The sequence below is a fragment of the Puia dinghuensis genome, assembly GCF_014642875.1.
Taxonomy (GTDB): domain Bacteria; phylum Bacteroidota; class Bacteroidia; order Chitinophagales; family Chitinophagaceae; genus Puia; species Puia dinghuensis.
Window position 1 is genome coordinate 801,976 of sequence record NZ_BMJC01000005.1, and the last position, 24,280, is coordinate 826,255.

The following is a 24,280-nucleotide window of genomic DNA, read 5'->3' on the forward strand; positions in this document are numbered from 1 at the left end:
ACAATTTACTAACCCTTAACGAATTAACCCTTAGGTAATTGTTTCGCCGCAGCTATACCGCAGCGAGGTGATTTCGTCCAGTCATAAACAGGGTTCGTCCATGGTTTTTCGCACGGATTGCAACGCTGCTGTCATGGTGCAAGCTTGTCTGTCCGGCGGCGGCTCACTCCGTCCGCAGGCTCAGGACCGGATTGGCTCTCGCTGCACGCAGCGCATGATAGCCTACGGTTGCCGCTGCGATGACGAGGGCGATGAGTCCCGCGCTGGCCAGCATCCACCATTTGATGTCGATGCGATAGGCGAAGTCCTGTAGCCAATTGTGCATGATCAGCCAGGCAATGGGAGTGGCGACGGCCAGGGCAACGCCGATGAGCAGCAGGAAACTGCGCGATAGCAGCCGGACAATATCTATCACATCGGCGCCAAGGACCTTGCGGATGCCCACTTCCTTCACCCGGCGGCGGGTATATGCTGCAATGAGCCCGAACAGTCCCATGGCGGCGATGAATACCGTGAGCAGAGCGATATAGTTGGTGGCGTTGAGGATGCCTTCCATCAGGGCGTACTGTTTGTCGATGCGGGTGTTCAGGTATTCAAAACTGAAGGCCCGACGGGTAGGTATGTCTTTGAAGGTGCCCGCCACCAGCCGGCCAATCTCCTCGCCATCACCGGGGGCCACGCGGATGCTGAGGTAAGGCGGCATCAGCTTCTGGCGGCCCATGGGCCAGAAGATCACCGGATCGATGTCCCGACTCAGATCGCCATAGTGAAAATCTTCGGTCACGCCGGCGACGGTATACACTTCCTTATCGCCTTTTGGCCGCAATTGCCGGCCGACGGCATTGGTCCAACCCATAAGCATAGCCGCACGGTGGTTGATGATGACGGTGTGACGGTCAGCGCTGTCAGTGATGCCAGAGAAGTTTTTTCCTGCGAGCAGTTTGATCCGATAGGTCTGCAGCATCCCGGCGTCAATGCTCGCCTGGCGCATGCTTTGTTCGCGGCTGGTGACAGGGTCGACAAAAATATTGAAGTTGTTGCCATAGGCGGTGGGGATGTTGTTGCTGTTGGTAAAGCCGAGGACGGCAGGGTTGTGGCGGAGGTCATTTAACAATACATCATAGCGGGCTTCGGCGGCCTTGGGGTTGTGATAGGCCAGATCGGTATTAGCGATGAGCACATTGTCCTGGTCGAAGCCGAGGGCGGCGCCTTTCATATGACGGATCTGGCTATTGAAGATGATGGCGATGCCGATGAAGACGGTGGCAAGGGCGAACTGTAGGGTGATGAAGAGGTTGCGGGTGGTGTTCCGTTCGCGCTTTCCGGTGATCTGGCCCTTGATGGCATCTATGGCGCGCAGCGAGCCGAAGTGCAGGGCGGGAAAGCTACCCACCAGCACGACGATGAACAGCCCGGCAATGATAAAGATGCCCAGCAATGGATAGTCATGCCGGATGTTGAGGGCGATGGTCCCAAACCGATCGCGAAGTATTTCGTTCATCATCGGTAACAGGAGGCTGCGGAAGAGCAGGAAGGCGAGGAAGAGACCGGCAAAGATGGTCATGGCGTTCTCCAGCAGGAATTGGACCATCAGATGAAGACGGCTGCTGCCCATCATTTTTCGGACGGCCATTTCTTTTTGGCGATCGAGTAGGGTCGCGGCGTTGAGGTTGATGAGATTGGCCACCATCACCAGCAAGATAAACCCGATGGCGCCGGCAAGGGCTTTGATAAGCACCATAAAGAGGTTGCCCGATTCGGCCCGGACAAAATGCGAATACGGTGCGAGGTAGGCGGTGCAGTTGCTCACATTCTTATCGAAATTAGTCTTGACGATGCGGTTTAGCTGGGCATTTATCTTAGCCGTGTCCGCATCACGGCGCAGGAGCAGATAGTTTTCCGCAAATCCGTTGTACCAGTTGGCCATGTCCATAAACTCCTGGTTGGTATTGATAATTTCTGCTGGTAACAGGACTTCCGGTCGGGCGGAGGTGTTGCTGGCCACCGATTGCAGGACGCCTGTGACGGTCATCAGTACACTATCATCCCTTACCAACGTCTTGCCGATAGCGCCGGCGCCTGAACCAAAGAGTTTGGCCGCCATTTCGTGACTAAGGACAATGTTGGCCTTGTTGCGCAGGGCGGTGGCGGGGTCGCCGTATTCCAAGGGAAACGAGAAGACTCGGAAGAAGCCCGTGTCGACAAACCAGGTTTTATCCTGGAATTCTTTGTCGCCTGCTTTCAGCCAGGGCTCCACAATAGCCTGCAGGTGCGTTCCGGCTTCGACGTCGGGGCAGGTTTGCAGGATCGTATAGAGGAAGGGGTAAGGCGTATACATGTATTCCGCGCCATCCGCGTTGCGCAGTTTTACATAGTACATGCGGTCTTTGTTTTGGAATTGACCGTTGGCTGTTACGTATTGGTAGATCATGATGGCCATGACCATGATAGCCGAGAAGCCAAGGCTGAGGCCGATGAGGTTGATGAGCGAGAAGCTCCGGCGCCGGAGTAGGCTGCGGAAGCCCGCGCGGAAGTAGATTCGTAGCATAGGCAGTGGTGTTGCCGGTGCTGCATCAGTTTCTATGCCAGTTTTGCAAATGGCTGGCCGTCAAAGGGCTGGCTGAATGTTCACGGCGCCGATTGACCGGTTTTACCGACCGGGGTGTACGGTTTACCGCATCTTCTTCGCCTCCCCTTCGCCGTCCGTGCGCCAATTCACGCCATCATCGGAGAATTGTATTTTGTATATGTAACTGGACGGACTGGTGAAGATATTCAGCGTGCGGTTATATACCTTCTTCCCATTTTCGGTATACTCGCCGTTGTAGAAGAGCGTGTCGCCCCGATAGGTAACGGGCGTTGAAAAAGGCTGCATACCCGGAATGCCCACGAGGCTCAAGGTATAATCATCCTTGTCGGGGTTATAATGATAGATGGAGAGGTTGTTGGTTTCGCGGCCATCGCGGTTTATCACCTGATCGGCGATGAGATACTTGCCGTTGGGCGACCACTGAATGGTATTTATCGCGGTGATCTTGTCTTTGTGCGTGGCGTCGACGGTGCTTTCGCCTTTCCAGGTGCCGATGAAGACGCCGAGTTTTTTCAGGCCGGGCTGCGTGAGGACGCGGGCGGTGGCGCCCCCTGCGGACTGGACCCGGGCTGACTGGGCGGGTTGGGCTGGATTGGTCGTCTGGGCATGCGCGGGAGCGTAAATGGCGGCCGCCAATAAACAAGCAATGGTTAGTTTGGTCATTTTTTTCATAGTTTGTGTTCCTTAAATATACAAAACACCGTCGATGAAATACCTCCTCTCTTTGCTGACCGTTCTCCTTAGCCTTTCCGCTTTTGGCCAGACAGTCCTAGATAGCGGACCCGGATTCAAAGTGATCGAAGAAGACACCCTCAGTCTAAAAGGGTATAGGCTCACCGCTGTTTACTACCCACTAAAGGAAGGTTTCAACAACAAGAAGGACGCCGGGAAGCCTACCACGCAGATGGTCGAGATGGCCATCAACTTCCATCCCTCCGATGCCTATCTCCTCACCGGCAAGGAGGAAGTGATCAAAACGATCCTCATACAATACCATCCCAAGCCGCAATTCCTGGCCATGAACCCCGGCACCTTTCAAATGACTCCCTATCCCAACCCGCTGCAAGGCGATGTCAGTGAGAACCTGGCTAAGGAACTCATCAAGGCCGGCTATGACCCTGCGGCCAGGATACAGGATGGGAAGCTCACCTTCAACAACAAACAGTACACGATTATCCCCAACAGCGCTATCAAACAAGCCGTGATCCAGTTGATCCGGGCTCAGCATTGGGCCGGTGGCCGGTGAGGCGCGGCAGAAATATTTGGCCGTTTCGGGTTTTCCCCGCACCTTTAATATGTCTGAACATACCAACAAACTATCGTGATAGACCATACAAGCAAACTACCCCTCCACGTCCAGGTGGAGGACTATCTTCGAAAATTGCTCGGCATGGAGAAGTTCCGCAAGGGCGCCTTCCTGCCAAAGGAGGTAGAATTGGCCAACCGGCTCGGGGTGTCCCGCAACACCATCCGCCAGGCGACGAACAAACTGGAGAACGAGGGCCTCATCGTCCGCAAGAAAGGCGTAGGTACCCGGGCCGCAGAGAAGAAGGGGCTGATGACCGAGCTCGACCACTGGTATAGCTTTACCCAGGAAATGAAGGAGAAGGGCATCGTGGTCACCAATCTCCAATTGCGGGTGGAATGGGTGCAGGTGGATGAGACGATCCGCAATTTTTTTCACCTGCAGCCGGATAAGAAGGTACTAAAGCTGTCGAAGCTGAAGGGAGCAGAGTCGGGCGAGCCCATTGTATATTTCGAGAGCTATTTTCACCCGCGTATCGGCGTTAGCGAAAAAGACGAATTCGGTGTGCCGCTCTATAGCATGCTCGAAGAAAAATATGGCGTCGTAGTACACCGCAGCTCGGAGAATATCAGCGCCCGGATGGCAGGTTCGATGGCAAAGAAGCTGAAGGTGGATGCCAAGTTTCCGCTGCTGTTTCGCGAACGGTTTGTATATGATATCGGAAACCGACCGGTGGAATATAATGTCGGCTACTACCGGAGCGACAAGTTTACGTATAGCATCGACATTAAAAAGGGGAGGCGGGAATGATGCGCGTTGGAGTCGATGTCGGCGGGACCCATATTTCCGCGGCGCTGGTCGCAGATGATGTGGTGTTGTCCGAAACGTATCGCCGGGCGGCGATCGATCCGGCGGCGGATGCGATGACGCTGCTTGCCGCTTTCGCCGGCTTGATGAATGCCGTTATGGGGGCGGCCGCTTCGCCTGTGGAAGGCATCGGTCTCGCCATGCCCGGTCCGTTCGACTATTCCACGGGTCTCTCCCTGATAAAAGGGTTGAACAAATACGAGAATTTTTATGGCCTCAATATAAAAGAAGCGCTGCGGTCCTGGGGGAAAGCATTGCGGCGTGGGGGGGAACCTCTTCCCATCTGTTTTGGCAACGATGCTGCCTGCTTTGGGCTGGGTGAAGCAAGATCGGGGCAGGCGACCGGGCATGAAAAGATCATCGCCATCACCTTGGGTACCGGGTTCGGCGCTTGTTTCGTCCAGGGAAAGACCCTCGTAACAACGGGCGATGGTGTGCCGGCCAATGGCTACTTATATTGTATTCCGTTCAAAGACGGAATAGCCGAAGACTATCTCTCCACGCGGTGGTTGCTTGCGGCTTATCCCGCGGCGGATGTAAAAGCTATTGCCGAAAAGGCCCTTGTAGACAAAGACCCGGCAGCGATTGCGGTATTCTCAGCATTCGGCGCCAACCTGGGTCTGTTCCTGGCGCCCTGGATAAAGGCTTTCGGCGCTGATGCCCTTGTCATCGGCGGAAGCATCTCGCAATCTTTTGGCCTTTTCGGTGAGGCGATGAAAGCGGCTTTTGCTCAACACGGAGCCGGGGCTACCGTCATTGTCTCACAAGATGCGGAAGGGATGGCCATCGCCGGCGCGGCAAGCCTGGTACAACGGGAGGTAGCTGCGCCGCCAAAGCGCAAATCGTTGCAAGCGATGCTGCCGAAACGCATCAGCGAACGTGAGAGCGCAGGCTTCAGCGAGCGAGAGGGCGCAGGCTTCAGGGAGCGTGGGGCCGCCGGTTATGACATCTATCCAGTCGAATCCCTTGACGATGGTCGGATCATTTCCGGGTACATTCCCCTTGCCCGGTGGATCATCTACCAGGGAGGCGCAAGGCTCGATGGCTATGCCGGCATCGACTGGGATCTTGTACGCAGCGGGCTCTGTGCGGCATTGCGGGCCGAAGGGGCGCGAGTACTTTGGTACGAGACGCGCGCCTGGCAAAAGCCCGAAGGCGAGATCGACGCGCTGGTCGCGCCTTTTCTTGGCGAGGTGGGTTCGGTGTGGGGAACGAAGACGACGCTGACGCTGGCGGACTTTTTCACCGGCGAACTGCACGATTGGCAACCCTTGGCGGCCGGCAGGGCGACCAACTTAGGGCCCATCGGCGGCGCAACCGACCGCAACCCCATCATCATCCTCGCCGGCGTCGGGGCCGGTCTTAACAGCAGCACCGGTCTCAACAGCTGGAAAGCGCCAGTGATCTATTTCGATCTGCCCAAGAATGAACTCCAATACCGGATGCGTGCCGGCAGCGCCAGCAATCTGGGCTCTACCTTCATAGGGCCCTTTGCGGAGATGTACAAACGCAGTTATTTCGTCGACTGGGTGATCTTGAACCGGCACCGCCGCGATATCAGCGGGAAGATCGCCATCGTAGCAGATGGCCAGCATGAAGAGGACCCTAATTGGGTTCCAACTAAGGTGCTTCGCGACGGCATGCGGGCTATGGCAACCAATCTTATCCGCGCCCGGCCCTGGTTCGAACCCGGGGTCTGGGGTGGGCAGTGGTTGAAACAACATATCCCGGCCCTCTCGCCCGAAGAGGTGAACTATGCCTGGAGCTTTGAACTCATCGCTCCCGAGAACGGCATCGTCTTTGAAAGCGATGGCTTGCTGCTCGAGATTGCCTTTGACTGGCTGATGCAATGGGAGTCTTCGGCGATCCTCGGTGTCGATGCCTCTCGCTTTGGCCAGGAATTTCCCATCCGCTTCGACTTTCTCGACACGTTTGACGGCGGCAACCTGTCCATCCAATGCCATCCTTCCCTACCCTATATACAAAAGCATTTCGGCGAGTCCATTACCCAAGACGAGACCTATTATATCCTGGATTGCAAGCCGGGGGCAGGGGTCTACCTCGGGTTCACGGACGACATCGGTCCGACGGAGTTCCGTCAGGTGCTCGAGAATAGCCAGACCGCCAACCAGGCCGTCGACATCGAAGCCTATGTCCAGTTGCTCCCCGCGCACAAACACGATCTCTTCCTCATCCCCAACCGGACGATCCACGGTGCAGGAGCAGGCAATCTTGTCCTGGAGATCAGCGCGACGCCCTATATCTTCACTTTTAAGATGTATGACTGGATGCGGCTCGATCTGGATGGAATGCCACGGCCGATAAATATCGACCACGCCTTTCATAACCTCGATTTTAGCAGAAAAGGCGCCAGCGTCCAGGCAGAGCTTGTCTCTAAACCCCGGATACTGGAAGCAGAGGAGGGGACGCAGCTCGAACTCCTGCCCACACATCCTGAACACTTCTATGCGATTCACCGCATCACCCTCACCGGAACAACACGCATAAGCACGGAGGGCCGGTGCCACCTGCTGATGCTGGTGGAAGGAGAGCGGGTTACGGTCACTACAAAGCAGGGCCGCACTTATCACCTCCATTACGCCGAGACCTTTATTATTCCAGCAGCCGCGGAGGGATACCAACTGCACAATCCCCATGATACACCAATAAAAATCGTCAAAGCCTTTGTAAAATAAATTGCCGTTATGAAAAAAGCCTCCCTTCTTCTCCTTTGCCTCGCCACCGTCGCAGCTCAAGCACAGACGCCTCCGGCCGCTAATACCGGGGCGCCGCGAGCCGCCATCACGATAAAAGCGGTGAAGCCCCTCCCCTTCCTCTCCACCCGCGACGGGCACGACTACCAATCGGTCGAGCTGACGTTAGCCAACAGCGGCGACCCGACCAGTGTCACGGTACACGTCAAAGGCGAGCCCGATCAGCAATTGGGGATAGACAGCGGCAGCCGCCAACTCGAGATATTCCTCCCCGAGGTGAAGAAGTCAACGACCATCGCCTTCTCGCTGCTCACCAACGGCAAGGTTGTCGCCACGGGCAAAGCCGATCTGCAACCTGTCCGGAAGATGACCATCTATGTCCTGCCACACAGCCACAACGATATCGGATATACGGAGATCCAGACCGATGTCGAACGCAAGCAAATGAACAACCTGCTTACGGGCATCGACTATGCACGGCGGACAAAGGACTACCCCGCCGGTGCCCGTTTTGTCTGGAACCTCGAAGGTGTATACGCGGCCGATCTGTTCCTTCATCGGATGACCGAACAACAGCGGCAGGCCTTCATCGCCGCGGTGAAGGACGGAAGCGTAGCGCTCAACGGGATGTATGTCAACACCCTCACCGGGCTCTGCCGGCCGGAAGAGCTGCTGCAACTCTTCCATCGGGGCAGCGAGATCGCGGCCCAATGCGGAACGACCATCGATGCGGCTATGATCAGTGACGTACCGGGATATACCTGGGGCACGGTGACGGCCATGGCCCAGGCAGGGATAAAATATTTATCCGCCGCACCAAACTTTTTCGATCGCATCGGTGACATCCTACAGGCATGGGCGGACAAGCCTTTCTACTGGGTGAGCCCCAGCGGCAAGGAGAAGGTGCTGGTCTGGATCCCTTACAGAGGATACGCCTATTCGTATGACATGCCCCATGGCCTGACACCACAACTTGTGGCCGATTATATCGCGGAACTAAAACGCGTGAATTTCAACTATGATATTTCGTATATCCGGTGGATCGGTCATGGAGACAATTCCGTTCCTGATCTCACCATCAGTGAATTTGTAAAGAACTGGACCACGAAATACACCTGGCCGAAGTTCATCATCTCTTCCACCAGCACCGCCTTTCATGCCTTCGAAGAAAAGTACGGCAGCCAGCTGCCGCAGGCAAAGGGTGACTGGACGGGTTATTGGGAAGACGGCGCCGGCTCTTCGGCCTTCGAGACGGCGGAGAACCGCGCCACCAGTTCGAGGCTCAGCCAGGCCGAAGCACTGTGGGTGATGAAGGGAGCCTCGGGCCCGGCTGTGGATCGCGACCATACGGCTTTCCCCGTCGATCGCGACCGCGATGCCTGGAAATACGCCATCCTCTATTCCGAACACACCTGGGGAGCCGATTGCAGCGTGACGCGGCCGCTGAGCCAGAAGACGATGGAGCAGTGGATCATTAAGAAGTCGTACGCGACCCAAGCCGACAGTCTCTCCCGCCAACTCCTTGATAGCGCGCTCGACCAAAGCGCAGCGCCTGCCACCAACAACGCGATCGACGTCTTCAACATCAACTCCTGGTCCCGCACCGGTCTGGTCCTGCTCACCCGCGACCAATCGCAGGCAGGCGACAGGATCACCGACGCCACCGGTCACTCCATCCCATCCCAGCGGCTCTCCACCGGGGAACTGGCCTTCGTCGCAACCGACATCCCCCCATTCGCCGCAAAGCGTTACACCATCACCGCAGGCAGCGCCACAACTACCGCGGGCCCTGCCGCCGACACCCATTCCCTCGATAACGGGATCCTTCATCTCAACATCGACGCCACCACCGGCGTCATCACCAGCCTGAAGAACCCCGCCATCGACAACGAGTTTGCCGACACCGACAGCAGCGGCGGGCTAAATGATTATCTTTTCTTAAACGGTAACAACCTGAAAGACCTGCAACGCAACGGCCCCGTAAAGATCACCATCAGCGAACAGGGCCCCGTCCTGGCCGAACTGCGCATCGAGTCCGCAGCCCCGGGCGTCGAAAAACTAGTAAGAAAGGTCCGCCTCATCGCCGGCCTCGACTACGCAGAGATCACCAACATCCTGGACAAGCTTCCCGCCGAGCTCGACCCGCATCCCGGCGACTACGCCTGGGCCAATCTGCATGGCAAGGAGAGTCTCAACATCGGGTTTCCTTTTCATGTGCCGGGTGGTGAGATACGGCTCGACCTTCCCATGGCTATCATGCAGCCGGAGAAGGACCAGATCCCCGGTTCGTGCAAGAACTGGCTGGAGGTGGGCAGCTGGGCAGATGTCTCCAACAAGGATTATGGCGTCACATGGGTGACCCTCGATGCCCCGCTGGTGGAAGTGGGTGGCATCACGGCAACGCTGCTGGGTGGTCAGAGCAATCCTGCAGTTTGGCGCAAACATATCGAACCCACGCAAAAGCTTTATTCCTGGGCGTTGAATAATCACTGGGAGACCAATTACCGCGCCTACCAGGATGGGATCATCACCTTCCGCTATGCGCTGCAGCCGCACAAGCTATTCGATGCGGCGGCTTCGACGAAGCTGGCTACGGCCCTGTCCCAACCTTTGATCGCCGCCACAGCCTCGGTACCCACCGCGCCCGCACCCCCCGCTGCCGCCGCTGCCATGTCCGGCAGCCCGATGAGCACTTCGCGGCTGCAGCTGAGCTCACAGCAATTGGTGGTATTGGCGCTACGACCGGCCCTCGATGGCAAGGCATGGATCGTTAGCCTCTTCAATCCGACCCAGGAACCCGTGGCAACCACGCTTACCTGGAATAGTCCGGTCGGCGCCGCGCATTACAGCAATACGACCGAAGCGGCTCTTGCACCCGTGGAAGGATCCATCGCCGTCGCTCCGCAGGATGTAGTCACGATAAGGGTAGAGAAATGAGAAAGCAGCTACCCGTCTTCCTCGGCTTCTTTGTCATGGGCTTTGTCGATGTCGTCGGCATTGCGACCAATTATGCGAAGAAAGACCTTCACTTGCACGACTCCGTGGCGAATCTGTTGCCGCTGATGGTCTTTCTGTGGTTTGCACTTTTCAGTGTTCCCACCGGGTTATTGATGAACCGCATCGGGCGGCGGAAGACGGTCTTATGGGCCATGGTCATCACACTGCTGGCGCTGCTCGTGCCTTTCCTCGCCTACAACTTTGTGGTACTGCTTGCCGCCTTCGCCCTCATCGGCATCGGCAACACCATCCTGCAGGTGTCCCTGAACCCGCTGCTGACCAATGTGGTGCAGCCGCAGCGGCTTACCAGCGCCCTCACCGGGGGACAGCTGATCAAGGCGATTGCGTCCTTTCTCGGCCCTGTCATCGCCGGCGCCGCGTCTTTTTGGCTGGGGGATTGGCGACTCATCTTTCCTTTATTTGCTTTCGTTACCTTGCTCAACACGCTCTGGCTGTGGTCGACACCCATCGCCGAACAGGGCCACTCCGGGCGCACTACTTCCTTCCTCGATTGCCTGCGGCTGCTAAGCGACCCGCTGATCGTTCAATTGCTCATTGGCGTCATCGCCATCGTCGGGCTCGATGTCGGTTTCAATACCACGCTCCCCAAGTTCATCATGGCGCACAGCGGCCTTCCGCTTGAAAAAGCCGGATTAGGGACCAGTCTGTATTTTATTGCGCGCACTACGGGTAGTCTTGCGGGTGTGATCATCCTGGCAAAAGCAAGGGCCCGACGCGTCTTCCTCGCCACCACCATCATTGGCATCTTCGCCCTTACCGGCCTGCTGCTCGCCTCACCACTCTGGCTCATTTTGGTCTTCATTTTCCTGCTTGGCTTCTCGGTCGCCAATGTCTTCCCCATCCTCTTCGCCACCGCCCTGCGCCGCGCGCCTCAGCGCGAAAACGAGGTATCCGGTCTCCTGATCATGGGCGTCTCGGGCGGCGCCATCCTGCTGCCGATCATGGGGATCATCGGCGATGCGAAGGGTCCTGCATGGGCGCTGGGTTTCCTGCTGGTGGCGTGGGGATATCTCGCCTGGGTGGGGAGGCGATTATAATTATTTAGGCAATTTCATCTTGCTCAGCTTTCTGTTGGCTTCCGCAAGTTTTTCGGGGGCCATTGCCTCCACATTCAAGTTATTGAGCCTCTTATCGACAATAAAGATGACCTTGTGATCGAAAAGGCCCCGCTTCTTTTTTGTTGTTTTTTTCATAGACAAAATAAATTTACAAAATTATAAGGAACCTTGCTAAAAATTAATCCTTCTCTTGATCATGAAGGCATCTACAATCATACTTCGTTGAAACGGAAGAAATTCATCATTGCCATCCACTACAGCAAGTATTTCAAATTTTTGTAACAGTTCCCTCAAATTTATACCTATGGCCATTCTATATAATCTTGTTTTTGCAGGAGTATTCCCTTTGAAAAAGATCCAACGCCTCGGATACCGTTGTGTATATTTATCCACCGCTTGGGCCACCGTTGCTAAAATAATATCTCTATCACCATTGTTAGTTATCAATTCGTCATCAAGACCACCATTGTTCTCAACATTTCCAAAGGCTAAATTATAGATCCCCAGCATATTCGTTTTTGCAAAAACAATCCGTTTTCTAATGATGCCGTGCTTCCCTTTACTCAAAAACTCGAAAACACTCAAGTCCACAGCCTCATACACAGGCAAGTATCGTCCGTATTTCATAGTCGGGGTTTGATACAAAAATACTAATTATATTAGCATACAATACTAAATAATTGACCAAATCATTACCTTCGAAAAAGTATATCTTAGCCTCATGGGCTTCAAATCTTCCATGATCATTATCAACAAACCGGCCGGTGAGATCGACGAGGCGGCGTTGCTGCCGGCGCTCGGTTTCGGCAACTATTCCTACGCAGAAGACACTACGCTTGAGGATTGTATTTATCCTCGCGACAAATCGGTCAGCTTTGGGCGATACAATGACAGCCTCATCATTTGCGAGGATTATTTGTTGACGGAAGTGCTCGAAACGAATGGAGCACCGGAGGCGCTTGCGGAATACGAGAAGATATTGACAGGACTGTTTCCTGGTTCTGAGGTGCTGACGGTGGCCTGTCACAGCGCCACGAACTGGCATCTCTATGCCCTGGCAAAGGACGGTGAACGGATTCGATTCAAATCCATCTCCGCCGATACGCCGGTGACGGAATGGGGCGATCGGCTCGAAGAAGAAATAGCCGTCTACGCACATTCAAAACTCATCGGTGGCAAGCTACTATTCAAAAGCTCGTGGAAAGACGATGAGGTCTATGACAATACAGAAGATCAAATGATGGAAGATTTTGCGTTTGGTGTGGCAAAACGGCATCTGGGCGTCAATATCTCCACCGGAGAGGACGAAGAACTTATGTCCGATACTCCATTCCGCAAGTATACCAAACCCAAACGGCCGGCGCAGCCAACAGCCGTAAAAGCAGCCGCGCCGGAGTCGATCGATGCCGAACCGGGCGCAAGCGAAGCCGAGCCGCATGCCTCACCGGATATGCCCGCCGGCAAAACGGTGAGGCCTAAGCCCTGGTGGAAGTTCTGGTAATGGGGATTGCCCCGCATTCTAATTGCGTCCATCCGCGATACATTAGTCCTCCACTAATGTAATGTCCCATGCAACTCCCCAAGGGAAGAAGCCTTATCGTCCTCCTGGCAGCCATCGTCGCGCTGGTCGTCCCCATCATCTTGCTTGAGAACAACGTCCTGCGGCATACGAACGGCAATATCGCCTTTCCGCTCGACAGCGCCTTTCTCGACATCAGCGTAGGCAAGAACCTGGCCTTTTATTCGGTGTGGGGAGTCTCGAAATACGCGTTCCAGTCTGCGTCCACTTCTTTACTCTATCCCGTCCTGTTGGCGGTGATCTTCTTTGTCATTGGGTCGCATCTCATCATCCCGATCGTCCTCAATGGTGTTGCCGCCATCTGCTTCGTCTATGCGCTGCAGCAGGCGCTTATCCACCGGGGCATCAAGCCATTACATCAACTGATCATCCTTCTGGCGGTGATTTTCCTGGCGCCACTGCCGTTGATGGTGGTCAGCGGGATGGGCTATACCGTGCAATTGCTTTTTTGTTTTTTGTTTATGGAATCGCTGGCGACGGCGATAGACCAGGGAGTCTCGCAACTCCCGCGCCGCGTTTACCTCTATGGACTTCTCGCGGTAGCCACACGTTACGAGGATATTGTGCTCGTCGCCCTTGCCTGCCTGTTATTGGTTTCCATAAACCGGCGGCGCGAGGCGCTGCAACTGGCCGGTATCTCCCTGCTACCGCCTGTCCTCTTTGGCGTGATCAGCCTCTCCAAAGGCAGTTATTTCCTACCTAATTCCCTGGTGCTGGGCCCCTACCCATCTTATATTCTTTACCTCGCCATCGCAGGGCTGATCATTGGTTGTCTGTTCATCTGGCAATACCGTCAATTGGCGGTGGGCCCCGTGGAGGGGCGGGGCACCATCCGGCCCCGGACCAGCATCTACCGGCTGTCATTCGCGCTACTTACCGTCCTGGGCCTGCCCTTTATCGCGCGGAACATCGCCACGCTGCGGCATTTCGAAGGCGACAGCATCCGCATCTACGAACAGCAGTATCCGATGGCTGCGTTTGTCCACCGGTACTATCACCGACAGACCATCGGAGTAAATAACATCGGCGCCGTCGCCTGGTTCTCGGATGGCCGGAAACTCGACTTCACCGGTGAAGCCAGCGCCGATGTCATCAAAAGCCAGCGGGAACATTCCTGGGGCCCCGTGCTGGCCGATTCGCTAAGCCGGAAAGACGGCGTCCGTGCTGCTATCGTTTCCGACCCCTGGTTCAGCCCCGGGGAGCTCCCCAAATGGAGTAAGGTCGCCTCCTGGAAACTGCCCGACACCCAGTCCAGCAGCGGAGAGGTGCTCAACTTCTACGGCATCAACAACGACACTTCCTGGCTCCGCAAGAGTCTTCACGATTACGAGCTGTACCTCCCCGCGAGGATAGCGGTGAAATACTATTGATGCCCCGGCCATCGACATCCTTCGTCAATTAGATGAACTGATCTTCCCCGCGTCTTTGAACAGATCGGATAACTTTGCAAAGCTGAATCCGAGATAAAAGTAAAAAGGAGCATCCTTGGGATTTAACAAAGTCAAATTAACGCCATAACCGAAAAAGATCTTATTATGAAAGAGGCCCAATTGAAGCCCGGTGCCGATCTCCACGTCTTTAGTCGTATTGAAATCCACATAAGAAACATTGACCCCTATCGAAGGCTGAAAGAAATTCATCAATACATTCTTCCGCCTGGTGAAATACCCATCTGCATTTTGATGCACGTTCAGTCCCCTGTCCTCTCGCGAATAGGTCCACATCAGCACTGCCCCACCGGCGCCTTTGAATACACTTGGCGATTCATGGGCCGGATCGATGGTACTCGATGGATTTATCCTATCGACCAGGGAGAAGATGTCCGACACATCAACTGACCATCCGCTTTGGATAAGCTGGTATTTTCCAATCTCGAGCCTGGGGGAATTTTGCAAACTGTCCGTTTCGTCCATTATCCACGTGAGGTATAGAGAAAGTGTTTCTCCTTCGGCAGCGCCGCTTTTTCCAAGATCGATAGTCGCTTTTACCAATTTTTTATATATCTGCTCGCCTGCTTTACGGGCGATGAGAATGGAAAGCGTATCCTTATAATTGTTAATAATGTCTGCAATGATACGTTGCTCTTGAGTCGATGAACCATATCTGAGCAGGGAGTCAACTGCGGATGGACGCGCACTCACTTGCATATTTTTTATGTTATCCCTTCCAATATCCAGGATGATGTGTTCAATCTCCGACCCTTGTAGTCTGGACAAGTAGTACAGCGCATTGACGGCCTTTTCCAGAGGGTCTTTATATAGCAGCAGGATTGAATCCGAAATGATGACCTTTCCATCCTGCTGCGGCAGGTGAAGCGTCGAGAGGGTGTCCACGTCTCTAATGAGATTGTTCTTGATATCGTTGTATTTTATCAGCGTGAGACTCGTCAGAGACAAGAAAGCCTTTAAACCCTCCTGTCCCCCTTTTTCAAAAGAACTAAGGAATTCCAATATCAAGGGAAGCTTATCATTAATATAGTTGGCTGCGTACTGATAGTTTTGAACAAAGGGATCTCTGATATATCTGCTGTAATAATCATACGTATCGCCCTTAAGCTTGCTGATCAAGTCTTTCAGTGTTGCAATATCTGTAGCATTTCTAATTGCAAATTCCAATCTCCCATCGGTTCCAGCCAGGTGAATTGTGGTGTTGTAGAAATCATCATAGCCATCGAGCACTTGCTTCCCTATAACCACCGGTTTTGCACCTGGTTTGTCGCAAGAATCCATCGCCTTTCTAAGGATCTCACCAAACAGATTGAGCGCGCTTCTGGAATTAAAACTATAGACAGTCTTCAATGACCTTCTTATACTATCCACCTCCGATAGTTCGATGATCATGTTCAACAATTTGTTGCTTACATCATAAGGAGGATCGGACTTAATGCCGATGGCTTTTCTTGCAACGCCAATTTCCGAATAGGGATTAACTTCGATCTGCCTCGTCCCCTTTGAGCCCGATATCTCAGCCTCCAGGGTGACGTTACCGAAAAAATCCGTATTGCGGATAAATCCGGATTTGTCGAATATTATTTTGATTTGTCCGTCCTTATCCAAGGCGTTATACTTCTGAGAAGGTACGTTCTTTCGATCTTCCCAATTCCAAATGGTGTCCAGTTTCTCTCTAATCCTATAGCGGTTGTATAACACTGTAACATACTGTCTGGGGTCGATCTCAACTGCATTAACTGTGGTATCCTTCACAATCCTGAGATTGTCGGGAATTTGCGATATTCCGTCCAGGTAAAGTATGAACAAGAAGCAATTTAAAAAGAGCAGTTTTTTCGGCAGGGGGGTAATGAACATAGCTATTCCGGGTTTAATGGTCCAGGAAATTAGAATTTCGCGCCCAACCCCGCAACGGGAAAAACACCGTTTTTCACCTAACTTTACTGGCATTTTTCCATATGGCCGAAAAAGAAAAACTCCGCCTCGATAAATATCTTTGGTCTATCCGCCTCTTCAAGACACGATCGGAGGCTGCTGAAGCCTGTGCAAAAGGGAAAGTCAAATACAATGGCGATTCCGCCAAGGCCGCCAAGACCGTGAGTATTGGGGATGAATATGAAGTAAAGACGGAAAGCAAGCGCTGGCGTATCAAGGTCGTCGGGCTGCTCGACCACCGGGTGCAATATGCGCAGGCGATCGAGTATTATATCGACATCACCCCTGCCGAAGAGATCGAACGGCTGCAATTCCAGGCCGCCAGCTTCAATACCGGCAAACGCCAGAGCAAGATCGGCCGCCCGACAAAGAAGCAGCGGCGGGAGCTTGATGATTTTCTGGAAGAGTGATCGGAAGGGCGATTAGTCGATAGATACTTCGAACGGGATGGTTTGAGGCGTCTGGCACTGCTCATCGGTGCACGCCTGGTAGGTGATATGTCCGGTGATGGTTGACTTAACCGTAGCTTTCAGCGTCAGCGTTTGAACAAACTCCACCTGCCCGCCATACTGGTATTGAACGATATCGGCAACCTTATCCTCGTACTTCTTTTTATCCCCGTTTTCTTTGATCGGCCCCTTCAAGGCATACAACGGGCTGGAGTTGAACGTGATGCGGGTCGGTTGGGAGATCGCCTGTTTAGGCTGATCCTTGCTGTAAATATGCCAGCCATCATTCATCTTTGCCAGAATGTGTATCTCGTACACTTTGTCACTAATTTTTTTCGCGTGGTAGTCGAATTGTACCACATTACTCTGGGCGGTGGCGGCCAGGCAAAAAGCTAACCCGCTGATTATCAATTGCAGTTTTTTCATGAGTGAAGTTATCCTGCATAATAACGTACGGAAAGCCTATTTTAACTAATTTTTTATAGTTAAAATGAAAGGCCGCCGCTTCCAGCGGCTCCTAAATAGGAAAGGTTCAATGGCTATGGTATAAGATCAGCGCAGCGATCATCGCCCAGATTCGGATCGTCCGGCTTTTACCCGCCGGGTTGCCCACCCATGACCGATGTTCGAGCGCGGGCAGCGGTAGTTGTTCGGGCATCGTAGCCGCACGGGCCTGCATCCGCGTCCAAATGGCCTGCTTGTCCACATCCTTATAGCGCTGCCACTCCTGCATCCGCCATTGAGCGTCGCGCAGACATGCCAGCATCCGGGCGCGGGCAGGATTGTTCTCCAGCCAGGCCTTCACCTGTTGGTCTTCGGCAATGCTCAACCGCTCGCCGGTGATCTCCCGGACAACTAGTTCAGCCAATAATGGTTGTATCTGCATAGCAATACCAATAACAATAATATCTCCGGATCGATGCCTTTGCGTTTTGCCTGCTTTTCTTTCAACGCCCGGAGGGCAGCCTGCCGGTGCTGGTACACTGTCGATGGTGCGATCCCCATCTTTCCGGCCACGGCCTGCACGGGCTGACCTTCGAAATAGATGAGGGTCATCACTTCTTTTTGCTGCCGCGGCAGTTCTTCTATCAGTTCGATCGCCTGCAACAACAGCGCACGATGGGTCTCTTCTTCGCCATCGGCGAGGTCGGGGGCCGGGTCAGGCATCGGAGGGGTGCGGCCGTTTAGCATCGCGAGCCGCTTCTGCGCTTTCAGCCTGTCGAGGCAGGCATTATTTACCGCTGTCTTGAAATAGGCCGGTTTCAATTCGTCCAGCGAGACTTTGCCGCTCATCAACCGGGCCCTGATCTTCAACAGCACATCGATGACGATGTCATGCGCCTCCTGTTTGTCCTTTACGATATATCCCGCCATGTACACCAGCCGCCGGTAAAAAATATCATACTGCTGCTCGAAGATCCGATGCCAATCGTCCTGAGGTAGCTGCCCGTGATCTGTCATTTGAAAAAGGTTTAAGGTCAACCTTATCCTTAACTGTGAGACGCGGTTATTTTATTAGTCGGTGGACAATTTTTTTTGACCCACAAGGTTTACGCCCCCACTTCATCGATCTTATTCAACCATTCCGCCTCTACCAGCACGGCGTTGAAGAAAGGATCATCTTCCTCCGGCGCCAGCGCTACCGCGAGCCGTTGCGCGTCGCTCATTTCCTCGCCGGCGTTGATGAGGCGATCGATACAGACCCATTTTACCGCCCGGTAGACCTGCGACTGCACCTTTGTCTGTTCGAGATCGGCGTCGTTGTGATAGAATTCCAGCAGCACATCGTCTGCGATGTCACGGGCAATATCTTCATTCTGCATATAGCGCCAGGCGAAATACCGCAGGGGCCTCACCAGACTGCGATAGGCCCGGCCGAAGGATTCAAGGTTTAGATTTGTGTGTGACATAGGGGTAATGTTTTCAGTTGGTTTTGTTAGGCCACATCCGGCCACAATATTTCATAGCTTTGCGCCATGAGCCTGCAGATCGACATCCTCACCGTTTTACCAGAACTCCTGGAATCTCCGTTTAACCATTCCATCCTAAAACGCGCAAAAGAAAAAGGGTTGCTGGAGATAAGAGTGCACCACTTACGACAGTGGGCCGTCAACGAATATGGGCAGGTGGACGACTACCAATATGGGGGCGGAGCGGGTATGGTGATGATGGCAGAGCCCCTTGCCAATGCCATCGAAGCGCTCTCACAGGATGGCCCATTCGAGGAGATAATTTATCTGACCCCAGACGGCGAACGGTTCGATCAGCGCACGGCCAACCGGCTTTCGCTTAAGGGAAAACTCTTACTCATATGCGGGCATTACAAGGGCATCGACCAGCGCATTCGCGACAAGTATGTCACTCGGGAGATCTCCATCGGGGATTATGTCCTCAGCGGGGGTGAATTGGCGGCGGCCATCCTGGTGGATGCCATCGGGCGGCTCCTTCCGGGGGTGCTCAACGACGAGACGTCCGCACTGTTCGATAGTTTTCAGGATAACCTGCTTGCGCCACCCGTTTATTCCCGGCCGGCGGAATGGCGGGGTATCCGCGTTCCCGAGATATTGCTTAGCGGCGATCCGCGGAAGATAGAAGACTGGCGGCATGAACAATCCCTCCAGCGCACCAGGCAACGAAGGCCCGATCTGCTGGAGGGAGAAGAGGACTGAGATCCTTGGGTCGTGGCAATTATCTCAGGATCATGGCGATCCAGATGAGCAATTGCAGGACTAAATAATAGCCCAGGATAAGGAGCGTGTTGATGACGATCGTCTTTCTCATAAGGTAGGATTTTAACTTTCAAATTGACACGCGGCATGGGCCCGCTTTCTGAATAGTGATAAAGGTTCAACGGCAATGAACTGATAATAGCCTGTCGGCCCGGGCGGCCAACACACCCAAAGAGGGCGAAAACTATACCAATTCGAGTTTATCCACATAGGAATTCTACCCCCAGAGGCGTGAAAATGCCACAAGGAAAAAGCCCTTAACACTCTTTTAATCATTTTTTAATGACGCTAAAACGCTCGTTCACCGAGACTTTTAGCCTACTAACACGTTAATTACCAGTTATCCATTTGTTAAACCGTGCGCTCATATACAATAATCCGTTTATCAGCGTTTAATCTTCTCTTAATATTTTTAGTCCAACTAAGCACGGTAATTGTTCGTAATTGCGGAAGTAAAGTACCCACTCCTTTGAATCTCGAAACACAAACTAAAACGGCTATGACTATCAGCGGCTTTACCATGGTGCGCAACGCTACCAAACTTTATTATCCTATCAAACAGGCTATTTCCTCTATCCTCCCTATCGTTGACGAATTCGTCGTTGCCCTGGGAGACTGCGACCCCGACGACCGTACCCTTGAAGAGATTCAGAGCATAGGCTCCGATAAAATACGTATCATCCACACTGTCTGGGACTTAGACAAATATCCGCGGGGGATGGAGCACGCCCACCAGACGGACATCGCCAAGGCCGCCTGTACAGGCGACTGGCTTTTTTACGTTCAGAGCGATGAGGTGGTGCATGAGGAAGATCTTCCCCGCATCCGCCAGCGTTGCGAAGAGCTGGTGCATGATGATTCCGTCGAGGGCATCCTTTTCAAGTACCGGCATTTCTGGGGAGACTATGACCATTACATTACTTCCCATGCCTGGTATGCTAATGAGATCCGCATCGTCCGCAACCGCCCGGACATCCATTCCTGGGAGTCGGCCCAGTCGTTCAGGCGCATCCCGGAATTCGATGGCCTTCACTATCGGGAGAAGAAAGGAACATACAAGCTGAAGGTAGCCCGCGTCGACGCCCACATCTATCATTACGGCTGGGTCCGCCCACCCCGTTATATGCAGAACAAACGCAAGGCTTTTGCTACGATCCATAGTGGCAAGGCTCACGCCCAGGAATATTTCAGCAAAAGAGAAGAGGAGTTTGACTTTGGCAATCTCAGCCAGCTGTCCATTTACCAGGAGACTCATCCCGCCGTGATGCAGGAGAGGATCCGCCTTTTTAATTGGGCCGATCAGCTCGAACGCCGGCGATACCGTCAACCGGTCGAACGCCACAAACACGAACGGCTGAAATACCGCGTACTGACCTTTATCGAACAAAACTTTTTGGGTGGCCGGCAGATCATGTGTTTCAAGAACTATCGGCTTGTCAGCCGATGATCGAATGCCGGGTCGCCCCATAGCCAGAAGAACCTAAGCAAAGAAAAAGCCGCTGCAAAATCAGCGGCCTTTTCATTGGCCTTCGGCCTCGTGGGCGGCTACGCCCTATGGATAGGTCGACTCTAAAAAAGTTATTTCAGGAATCAATTATTTCGGCATGTCAAAAATAGTCGGATCTATATCCTTGTTCACCTCTACTTTTTTGTGGGTGATATTGAGGGTATACATCGGCGTGCTCACCTGCTGACCGAAGTTGAGTACAAGGCCGCCGTCAAGCTTCCGGTAATCAGAGAAGGTGACGGTCGTTTCGATATCCTGGCCTTGAACGGTGTTTGTGCTAATGGCCTTGTCGATGAGCCAGGTCTTCATGTTGATGAAGAAGGTGACGATGATGCCATCGGCGTTGGTGAGCTTTACCTTGTAGTCTGCGCTATCTTTTCCGGAAAGTTCAACCTTGCTGCCTTTGGCGGCGTAGTTGTATAACGGTCCACCAACATTGATCTGCCCTTTCAGCGGCTTCAGCTGTTCGTCGGGAATAGCCGTGGGCGTGGTCGAACCTGCAAAGGGATTGATCATCCAACCACCCTTGTCGGTGATACATTGTACAATTTTAGTCCCGCCGATCTCCGACTCTGACTTGGCGGCTTTGCCGTTGACGATCCATGTTGTGCTGGGTCCTTCGTTGCCCATGACTTCGATGCTGCTTTCGATATAAAGTGACTTGGTGGCGTCTACTGCTGTCTTACCACCGATGGCTGTGACATGCTTGGCGACAATCTCGTCGGCCGTTTGAGCGTGCAAATTAGTGCAGGCAAGGACGACCGCTAGTAATATGAACGACTTTTTCATGAGTGTTTCCATGTAGTTTACTTTATAAAAAATATTTACCATACAACAAACTTAGCCAATATTTGGCTGCGGTGTGTTACCTTTCATATAATTAAATTAAACCTTTTCATTAAACCTTATTTCTATGCAAAAAGAGATCTTCCAGCGGCTGAATCGGATCGATCACCTGATCCGCATCAAAGGTACCGGCACTCCTTCTGAATTGGCAGAAAAAATCGGGATGTCCGAACGCAGCATGTACGAGTACATTCGCCTGATGAAAGAATTTGGTGCTCCTGTTGTCTATTCGCGGTCAAGAAAAAGCTATTACTATCTCGAAGATGGGAGTTTCACTATACGCTTCCTGTCGGAATAGACCTTACCTAGCCTACTTGCTTTTCATTCAAAACCCGCTGTGGAGGATTCAGCGGGTTTTTTTATTGCTAAAAAAGTGAAGCGGAGCCACTAGTTGACATCCGCTTCGAGGTTTGGTATGGTGAAGGACACAAATGCCTTGAGGTCTTAAAAGTACAACTTTTTTGAATAAAAGCCACTATTTACAGACGAATGGACGCAGGTTTACGTTGTTGCTATAGCTAAACCCTTATCTATGCGTATTATCGCATTGGCCGTTATAGTATTACCGATGATGCTGTGGTCGTGCAACGACTCCGGTGGCGTTCATGATCCGAATGTCGGCGACTTGTTGCCGTCGATTTCGTTCGTCGTCGATCCGGGAAAGGATACAGTGCTGAAGACCCCTGGCGGCGCGCTTCTCCGCATTGCTGCCGGCACTTTCGAGACCAGTACCCCCAGTGCGGTGCAACTGGAAGTGAAGGAGGCCTTCAACCCGACGGATATGTTGCGTGGGAGGCTTATACGAAGCAATAGCGACGATCTCAGCAGTGGTGGTATCATTTATATCAACGTCGCTGCAGGGCAGTCTGTGTCGATCAATAAGCCGATCAGCGTGTCGATACCGGCGAAGGATCCGCAGCCGGGCATGATGGTTTATAAGGGGGAAGCAGCCGACAGCGACAGAGTCAACTGGACAGACCCCAGGTCGCTGGAAGGCAGTTCGGCTGCGGCCGCAGCGGATGATGCCGGCAAGACACTTTTCGAGAGTCGTTGCGCATCCTGTCATGGGTTAAGGAACGAAGTTGCTGCGCCGCCGATGGCCTGGATCACGCGGCGCCGGGACAGACAGTGGTTGTATTCTTTTACCCGCAACAATGCGACCCTGCTGTGGCGCGGGGATGCCTACAGCTGTTATCTCTTTAATCGCTATAAGGCGCCCATGCCGCTCTTTAAGGATCTTAGCGACACCGATCTCGCCAGCCTTTATCATTACGTGGATCGTGCCAGCAGGGGTATAGACAGCAATTCAGTTGTCGACCACCGCCGCGCCTTCGACAGTTGTGTCCACAACGACCCCACCTGCGCCGGCACAGCCGATAGGGCACAGGCTTCCGCCCCTTCCGCTTCACAAGACCCGGGGGAGGGCGCCTCCGCGTCCCAGGGCGATGCCGCCGCGTATTATACTTTTAGTATCGATAAACACGGGTGGTACAATGTCGCTCGCAAGGGGGGTGAATCCGCCAGGGCCGGCGCCAGCACCAGGCCCGACGCCGACGCCGCGACCAACACGACCGCCAAGTCCGACGCCGCTGCCTCTTCCTCCACCAGCGCGTCCGCGTCTTCCGGGAACGACGCCACGACCGCCGACCCGGTGAAGCAGGCCGACGCTTCCCTGCAGGCCTGCCCCTGCTGGTGCAACGAAGCCGCCTACCGCCGCGCCGACAGCCTCGGGCGCGACAGGTCCGGTGGCCGGCGATGATCCCCCACGAGGTCACTGTTCTTCGCTCTGTCTTCGGAAACCGATCCGTCGGCTTTCCGACTGTTCAGCAGGCATTATTAATTGCCTGAGATGATCAAAAACAACCTGTATATCCGCCGTATTCTGCAAGGTCTGCCTTTCCAACTGTTCGAGCTTTAATAAGATCTCCTGATTCGTGAGCAACATCTCCCTCATCTTCGTAAAGATGCGTACAATCTGAATATTAACTTCAATAGCCCTTTCGCTATTTAGTACGCATGCAAGCATTATCGCTCCATATTCTGTGAAAACATAAGGCAATTGTGCCGAGTACTTCAGGGTTTCAAGCTGGTCGCATTTTGCGACCACCTCCTCCTTCTCTTCCGCCGTCAGTTGATACATAAAATCAGTCGGAAAGCGCTTTAAGTTGCGTTTGACCTGTTCGTTCAGCCTTTTCGTAGACACGCCATACAGTTGAGCTAAGTCTCTGTCTATCATCACCTTCTTTCCTCTAAGCGTCGCATAAATTTACGCCTTTGACATTGGATATACTAAT

At 53.5% G+C, this 24,280-nt stretch carries 23 protein-coding genes; 12 read left to right on the forward strand and 11 right to left on the reverse strand.

From position 1 onward, the window contains the following. Window positions 1-163: 163 nt before the first annotated feature. Together IEY39_RS24970 and IEY39_RS24975 are read right to left on the reverse strand one after the other, a co-directional pair. Window positions 164-2,548, reverse strand: coding sequence for an ABC transporter permease (locus IEY39_RS24970; protein WP_188936781.1), 2,385 nt, complete (start codon window positions 2,546-2,548; stop codon window positions 164-166). Between the two features lie 123 nt (window positions 2,549-2,671). Next, window positions 2,672-3,253, reverse strand: coding sequence for a hypothetical protein (locus IEY39_RS24975; RefSeq protein WP_188936782.1), 582 nt, complete (start codon window positions 3,251-3,253; stop codon window positions 2,672-2,674). Window positions 3,254-3,296: 43 nt separating this feature from the next. Here IEY39_RS24975 and IEY39_RS24980 point away from each other — a divergent pair, with 43 nt between their 5' ends. The 5 genes from IEY39_RS24980 (at window position 3,297) to IEY39_RS25000 (ending at window position 11,472) form a co-directional block, all read left to right on the forward strand. Beyond that, window positions 3,297-3,836, forward strand: a complete 540-nt coding sequence (locus IEY39_RS24980) for a hypothetical protein (RefSeq protein WP_188936784.1) — start codon at window positions 3,297-3,299, stop codon at window positions 3,834-3,836. 75 nt (window positions 3,837-3,911) lie between these two features. Next, window positions 3,912-4,646, forward strand: coding sequence for a GntR family transcriptional regulator (locus IEY39_RS24985; protein ID WP_229689083.1), 735 nt, complete (start codon window positions 3,912-3,914; stop codon window positions 4,644-4,646). Next, window positions 4,643-7,399 (forward strand): ROK family protein, encoded by a 2,757-nt coding sequence (locus IEY39_RS24990; RefSeq protein WP_188936786.1) that lies wholly within the window; start codon window positions 4,643-4,645, stop codon window positions 7,397-7,399. The genes IEY39_RS24985 and IEY39_RS24990 overlap by 4 nt, the downstream gene beginning before the upstream one ends. A 9-nt stretch (window positions 7,400-7,408) precedes the next feature. Continuing rightward, on the forward strand, window positions 7,409-10,354 hold the full coding sequence (locus IEY39_RS24995) for a glycoside hydrolase family 38 N-terminal domain-containing protein (protein ID WP_188936788.1): 2,946 nt from the start codon (window positions 7,409-7,411) through the stop codon (window positions 10,352-10,354). Continuing rightward, window positions 10,351-11,472, forward strand: coding sequence for an MFS transporter (locus IEY39_RS25000; protein WP_188936790.1), 1,122 nt, complete (start codon window positions 10,351-10,353; stop codon window positions 11,470-11,472). Before IEY39_RS24995 ends, IEY39_RS25000 begins: the two co-directional genes overlap by 4 nt. Here IEY39_RS25000 and IEY39_RS25005 read toward each other — a convergent pair whose 3' ends face one another. Together IEY39_RS25005 and IEY39_RS25010 are read right to left on the reverse strand one after the other, a co-directional pair. Then, window positions 11,473-11,628, reverse strand: coding sequence for a hypothetical protein (locus IEY39_RS25005; protein WP_188936792.1), 156 nt, complete (start codon window positions 11,626-11,628; stop codon window positions 11,473-11,475). A 36-nt stretch (window positions 11,629-11,664) separates the two neighbouring features. After that, window positions 11,665-12,120, reverse strand: coding sequence for a DUF6934 family protein (locus IEY39_RS25010; protein ID WP_188936794.1), 456 nt, complete (start codon window positions 12,118-12,120; stop codon window positions 11,665-11,667). Window positions 12,121-12,214: 94 nt separating this feature from the next. Between IEY39_RS25010 and IEY39_RS25015 the strand changes: the two genes are divergently transcribed. Together IEY39_RS25015 and IEY39_RS25020 are read left to right on the forward strand one after the other, a co-directional pair. Continuing rightward, window positions 12,215-12,994: a hypothetical protein gene (locus IEY39_RS25015; RefSeq protein ID WP_188936795.1), complete on the forward strand. Its 780-nt coding sequence runs from the start codon at window positions 12,215-12,217 to the stop codon at window positions 12,992-12,994. A gap of 68 nt (window positions 12,995-13,062) precedes the next feature. After that, window positions 13,063-14,442 carry a DUF8728 domain-containing protein gene (locus IEY39_RS25020; protein ID WP_188936797.1) on the forward strand — a complete coding sequence of 460 codons (1,380 nt, stop codon included), beginning with the start codon at window positions 13,063-13,065 and terminating at the stop codon, window positions 14,440-14,442. 24 nt (window positions 14,443-14,466) lie between these two features. On the opposite strand, the gene IEY39_RS25025 is transcribed toward IEY39_RS25020, so the two are convergent. Continuing rightward, entirely contained in the window at window positions 14,467-16,377 is a 1,911-nt protein-coding gene (locus IEY39_RS25025) for a hypothetical protein (protein WP_188936799.1), read from the reverse strand. 101 nt (window positions 16,378-16,478) lie between these two features. Here IEY39_RS25025 and IEY39_RS25030 point away from each other — a divergent pair, with 101 nt between their 5' ends. After that, window positions 16,479-16,865, forward strand: a complete 387-nt coding sequence (locus IEY39_RS25030; RefSeq protein ID WP_188936801.1) for an RNA-binding S4 domain-containing protein — start codon at window positions 16,479-16,481, stop codon at window positions 16,863-16,865. A 12-nt stretch (window positions 16,866-16,877) separates the two neighbouring features. Here IEY39_RS25030 and IEY39_RS25035 read toward each other — a convergent pair whose 3' ends face one another. The 4 genes from IEY39_RS25035 to IEY39_RS25050 all read right to left on the reverse strand — a co-directional run bounded on the left by IEY39_RS25035 (window position 16,878) and on the right by IEY39_RS25050 (window position 18,814). After that, window positions 16,878-17,330, reverse strand: coding sequence for a protein-disulfide reductase DsbD domain-containing protein (locus tag IEY39_RS25035; protein WP_188936803.1), 453 nt, complete (start codon window positions 17,328-17,330; stop codon window positions 16,878-16,880). Between the two features lie 106 nt (window positions 17,331-17,436). After that, on the reverse strand, window positions 17,437-17,772 hold the full coding sequence (locus IEY39_RS25040; protein ID WP_188936805.1) for a hypothetical protein: 336 nt from the start codon (window positions 17,770-17,772) through the stop codon (window positions 17,437-17,439). Further along, a complete protein-coding gene (locus IEY39_RS25045; RefSeq protein WP_188936807.1) occupies window positions 17,760-18,365 on the reverse strand; it encodes an RNA polymerase sigma factor in 606 nt (201 codons plus the stop codon). The genes IEY39_RS25040 and IEY39_RS25045 overlap by 13 nt, the downstream gene beginning before the upstream one ends. 89 nt (window positions 18,366-18,454) lie before the next feature. Next, window positions 18,455-18,814 carry an RNA polymerase sigma factor gene (locus tag IEY39_RS25050; protein WP_188936809.1) on the reverse strand — a complete coding sequence of 120 codons (360 nt, stop codon included), beginning with the start codon at window positions 18,812-18,814 and terminating at the stop codon, window positions 18,455-18,457. A gap of 66 nt (window positions 18,815-18,880) precedes the next feature. Here IEY39_RS25050 and trmD point away from each other — a divergent pair, with 66 nt between their 5' ends. Both trmD and IEY39_RS25060 read left to right on the forward strand, forming a co-directional pair. Further along, window positions 18,881-19,573 carry a tRNA (guanosine(37)-N1)-methyltransferase TrmD gene (gene trmD / locus IEY39_RS25055; protein WP_229689084.1) on the forward strand — a complete coding sequence of 231 codons (693 nt, stop codon included), beginning with the start codon at window positions 18,881-18,883 and terminating at the stop codon, window positions 19,571-19,573. Window positions 19,574-20,132: 559 nt separating this feature from the next. Beyond that, the gene (locus IEY39_RS25060; protein ID WP_188936811.1) at window positions 20,133-21,080 is read left to right on the forward strand and encodes a glycosyltransferase family protein; all 948 of its coding nucleotides are present in this window, start codon (window positions 20,133-20,135) and stop codon (window positions 21,078-21,080) included. A 147-nt stretch (window positions 21,081-21,227) separates the two neighbouring features. Here IEY39_RS25060 and IEY39_RS25065 read toward each other — a convergent pair whose 3' ends face one another. Next, window positions 21,228-21,929 (reverse strand): hypothetical protein, encoded by a 702-nt coding sequence (locus tag IEY39_RS25065; RefSeq protein WP_188936813.1) that lies wholly within the window; start codon window positions 21,927-21,929, stop codon window positions 21,228-21,230. A 124-nt stretch (window positions 21,930-22,053) separates the two neighbouring features. On the opposite strand from IEY39_RS25065, the gene IEY39_RS25070 reads away from it, so the two are divergent. Beyond that, on the forward strand, window positions 22,054-22,284 hold the full coding sequence (locus IEY39_RS25070) for an HTH domain-containing protein (protein WP_188936814.1): 231 nt from the start codon (window positions 22,054-22,056) through the stop codon (window positions 22,282-22,284). A gap of 234 nt (window positions 22,285-22,518) precedes the next feature. Further along, window positions 22,519-23,745 carry a c-type cytochrome gene (locus IEY39_RS25075; RefSeq protein ID WP_188936815.1) on the forward strand — a complete coding sequence of 409 codons (1,227 nt, stop codon included), beginning with the start codon at window positions 22,519-22,521 and terminating at the stop codon, window positions 23,743-23,745. A 12-nt stretch (window positions 23,746-23,757) separates the two neighbouring features. Here the strand turns inward: IEY39_RS25075 and IEY39_RS25080 are convergent, their stop codons facing one another. Next, the gene (locus IEY39_RS25080) at window positions 23,758-24,189 is read right to left on the reverse strand and encodes an ORF6N domain-containing protein (protein WP_229689085.1); all 432 of its coding nucleotides are present in this window, start codon (window positions 24,187-24,189) and stop codon (window positions 23,758-23,760) included. Between the last annotated feature and the right edge of the window lie 91 nt (window positions 24,190-24,280).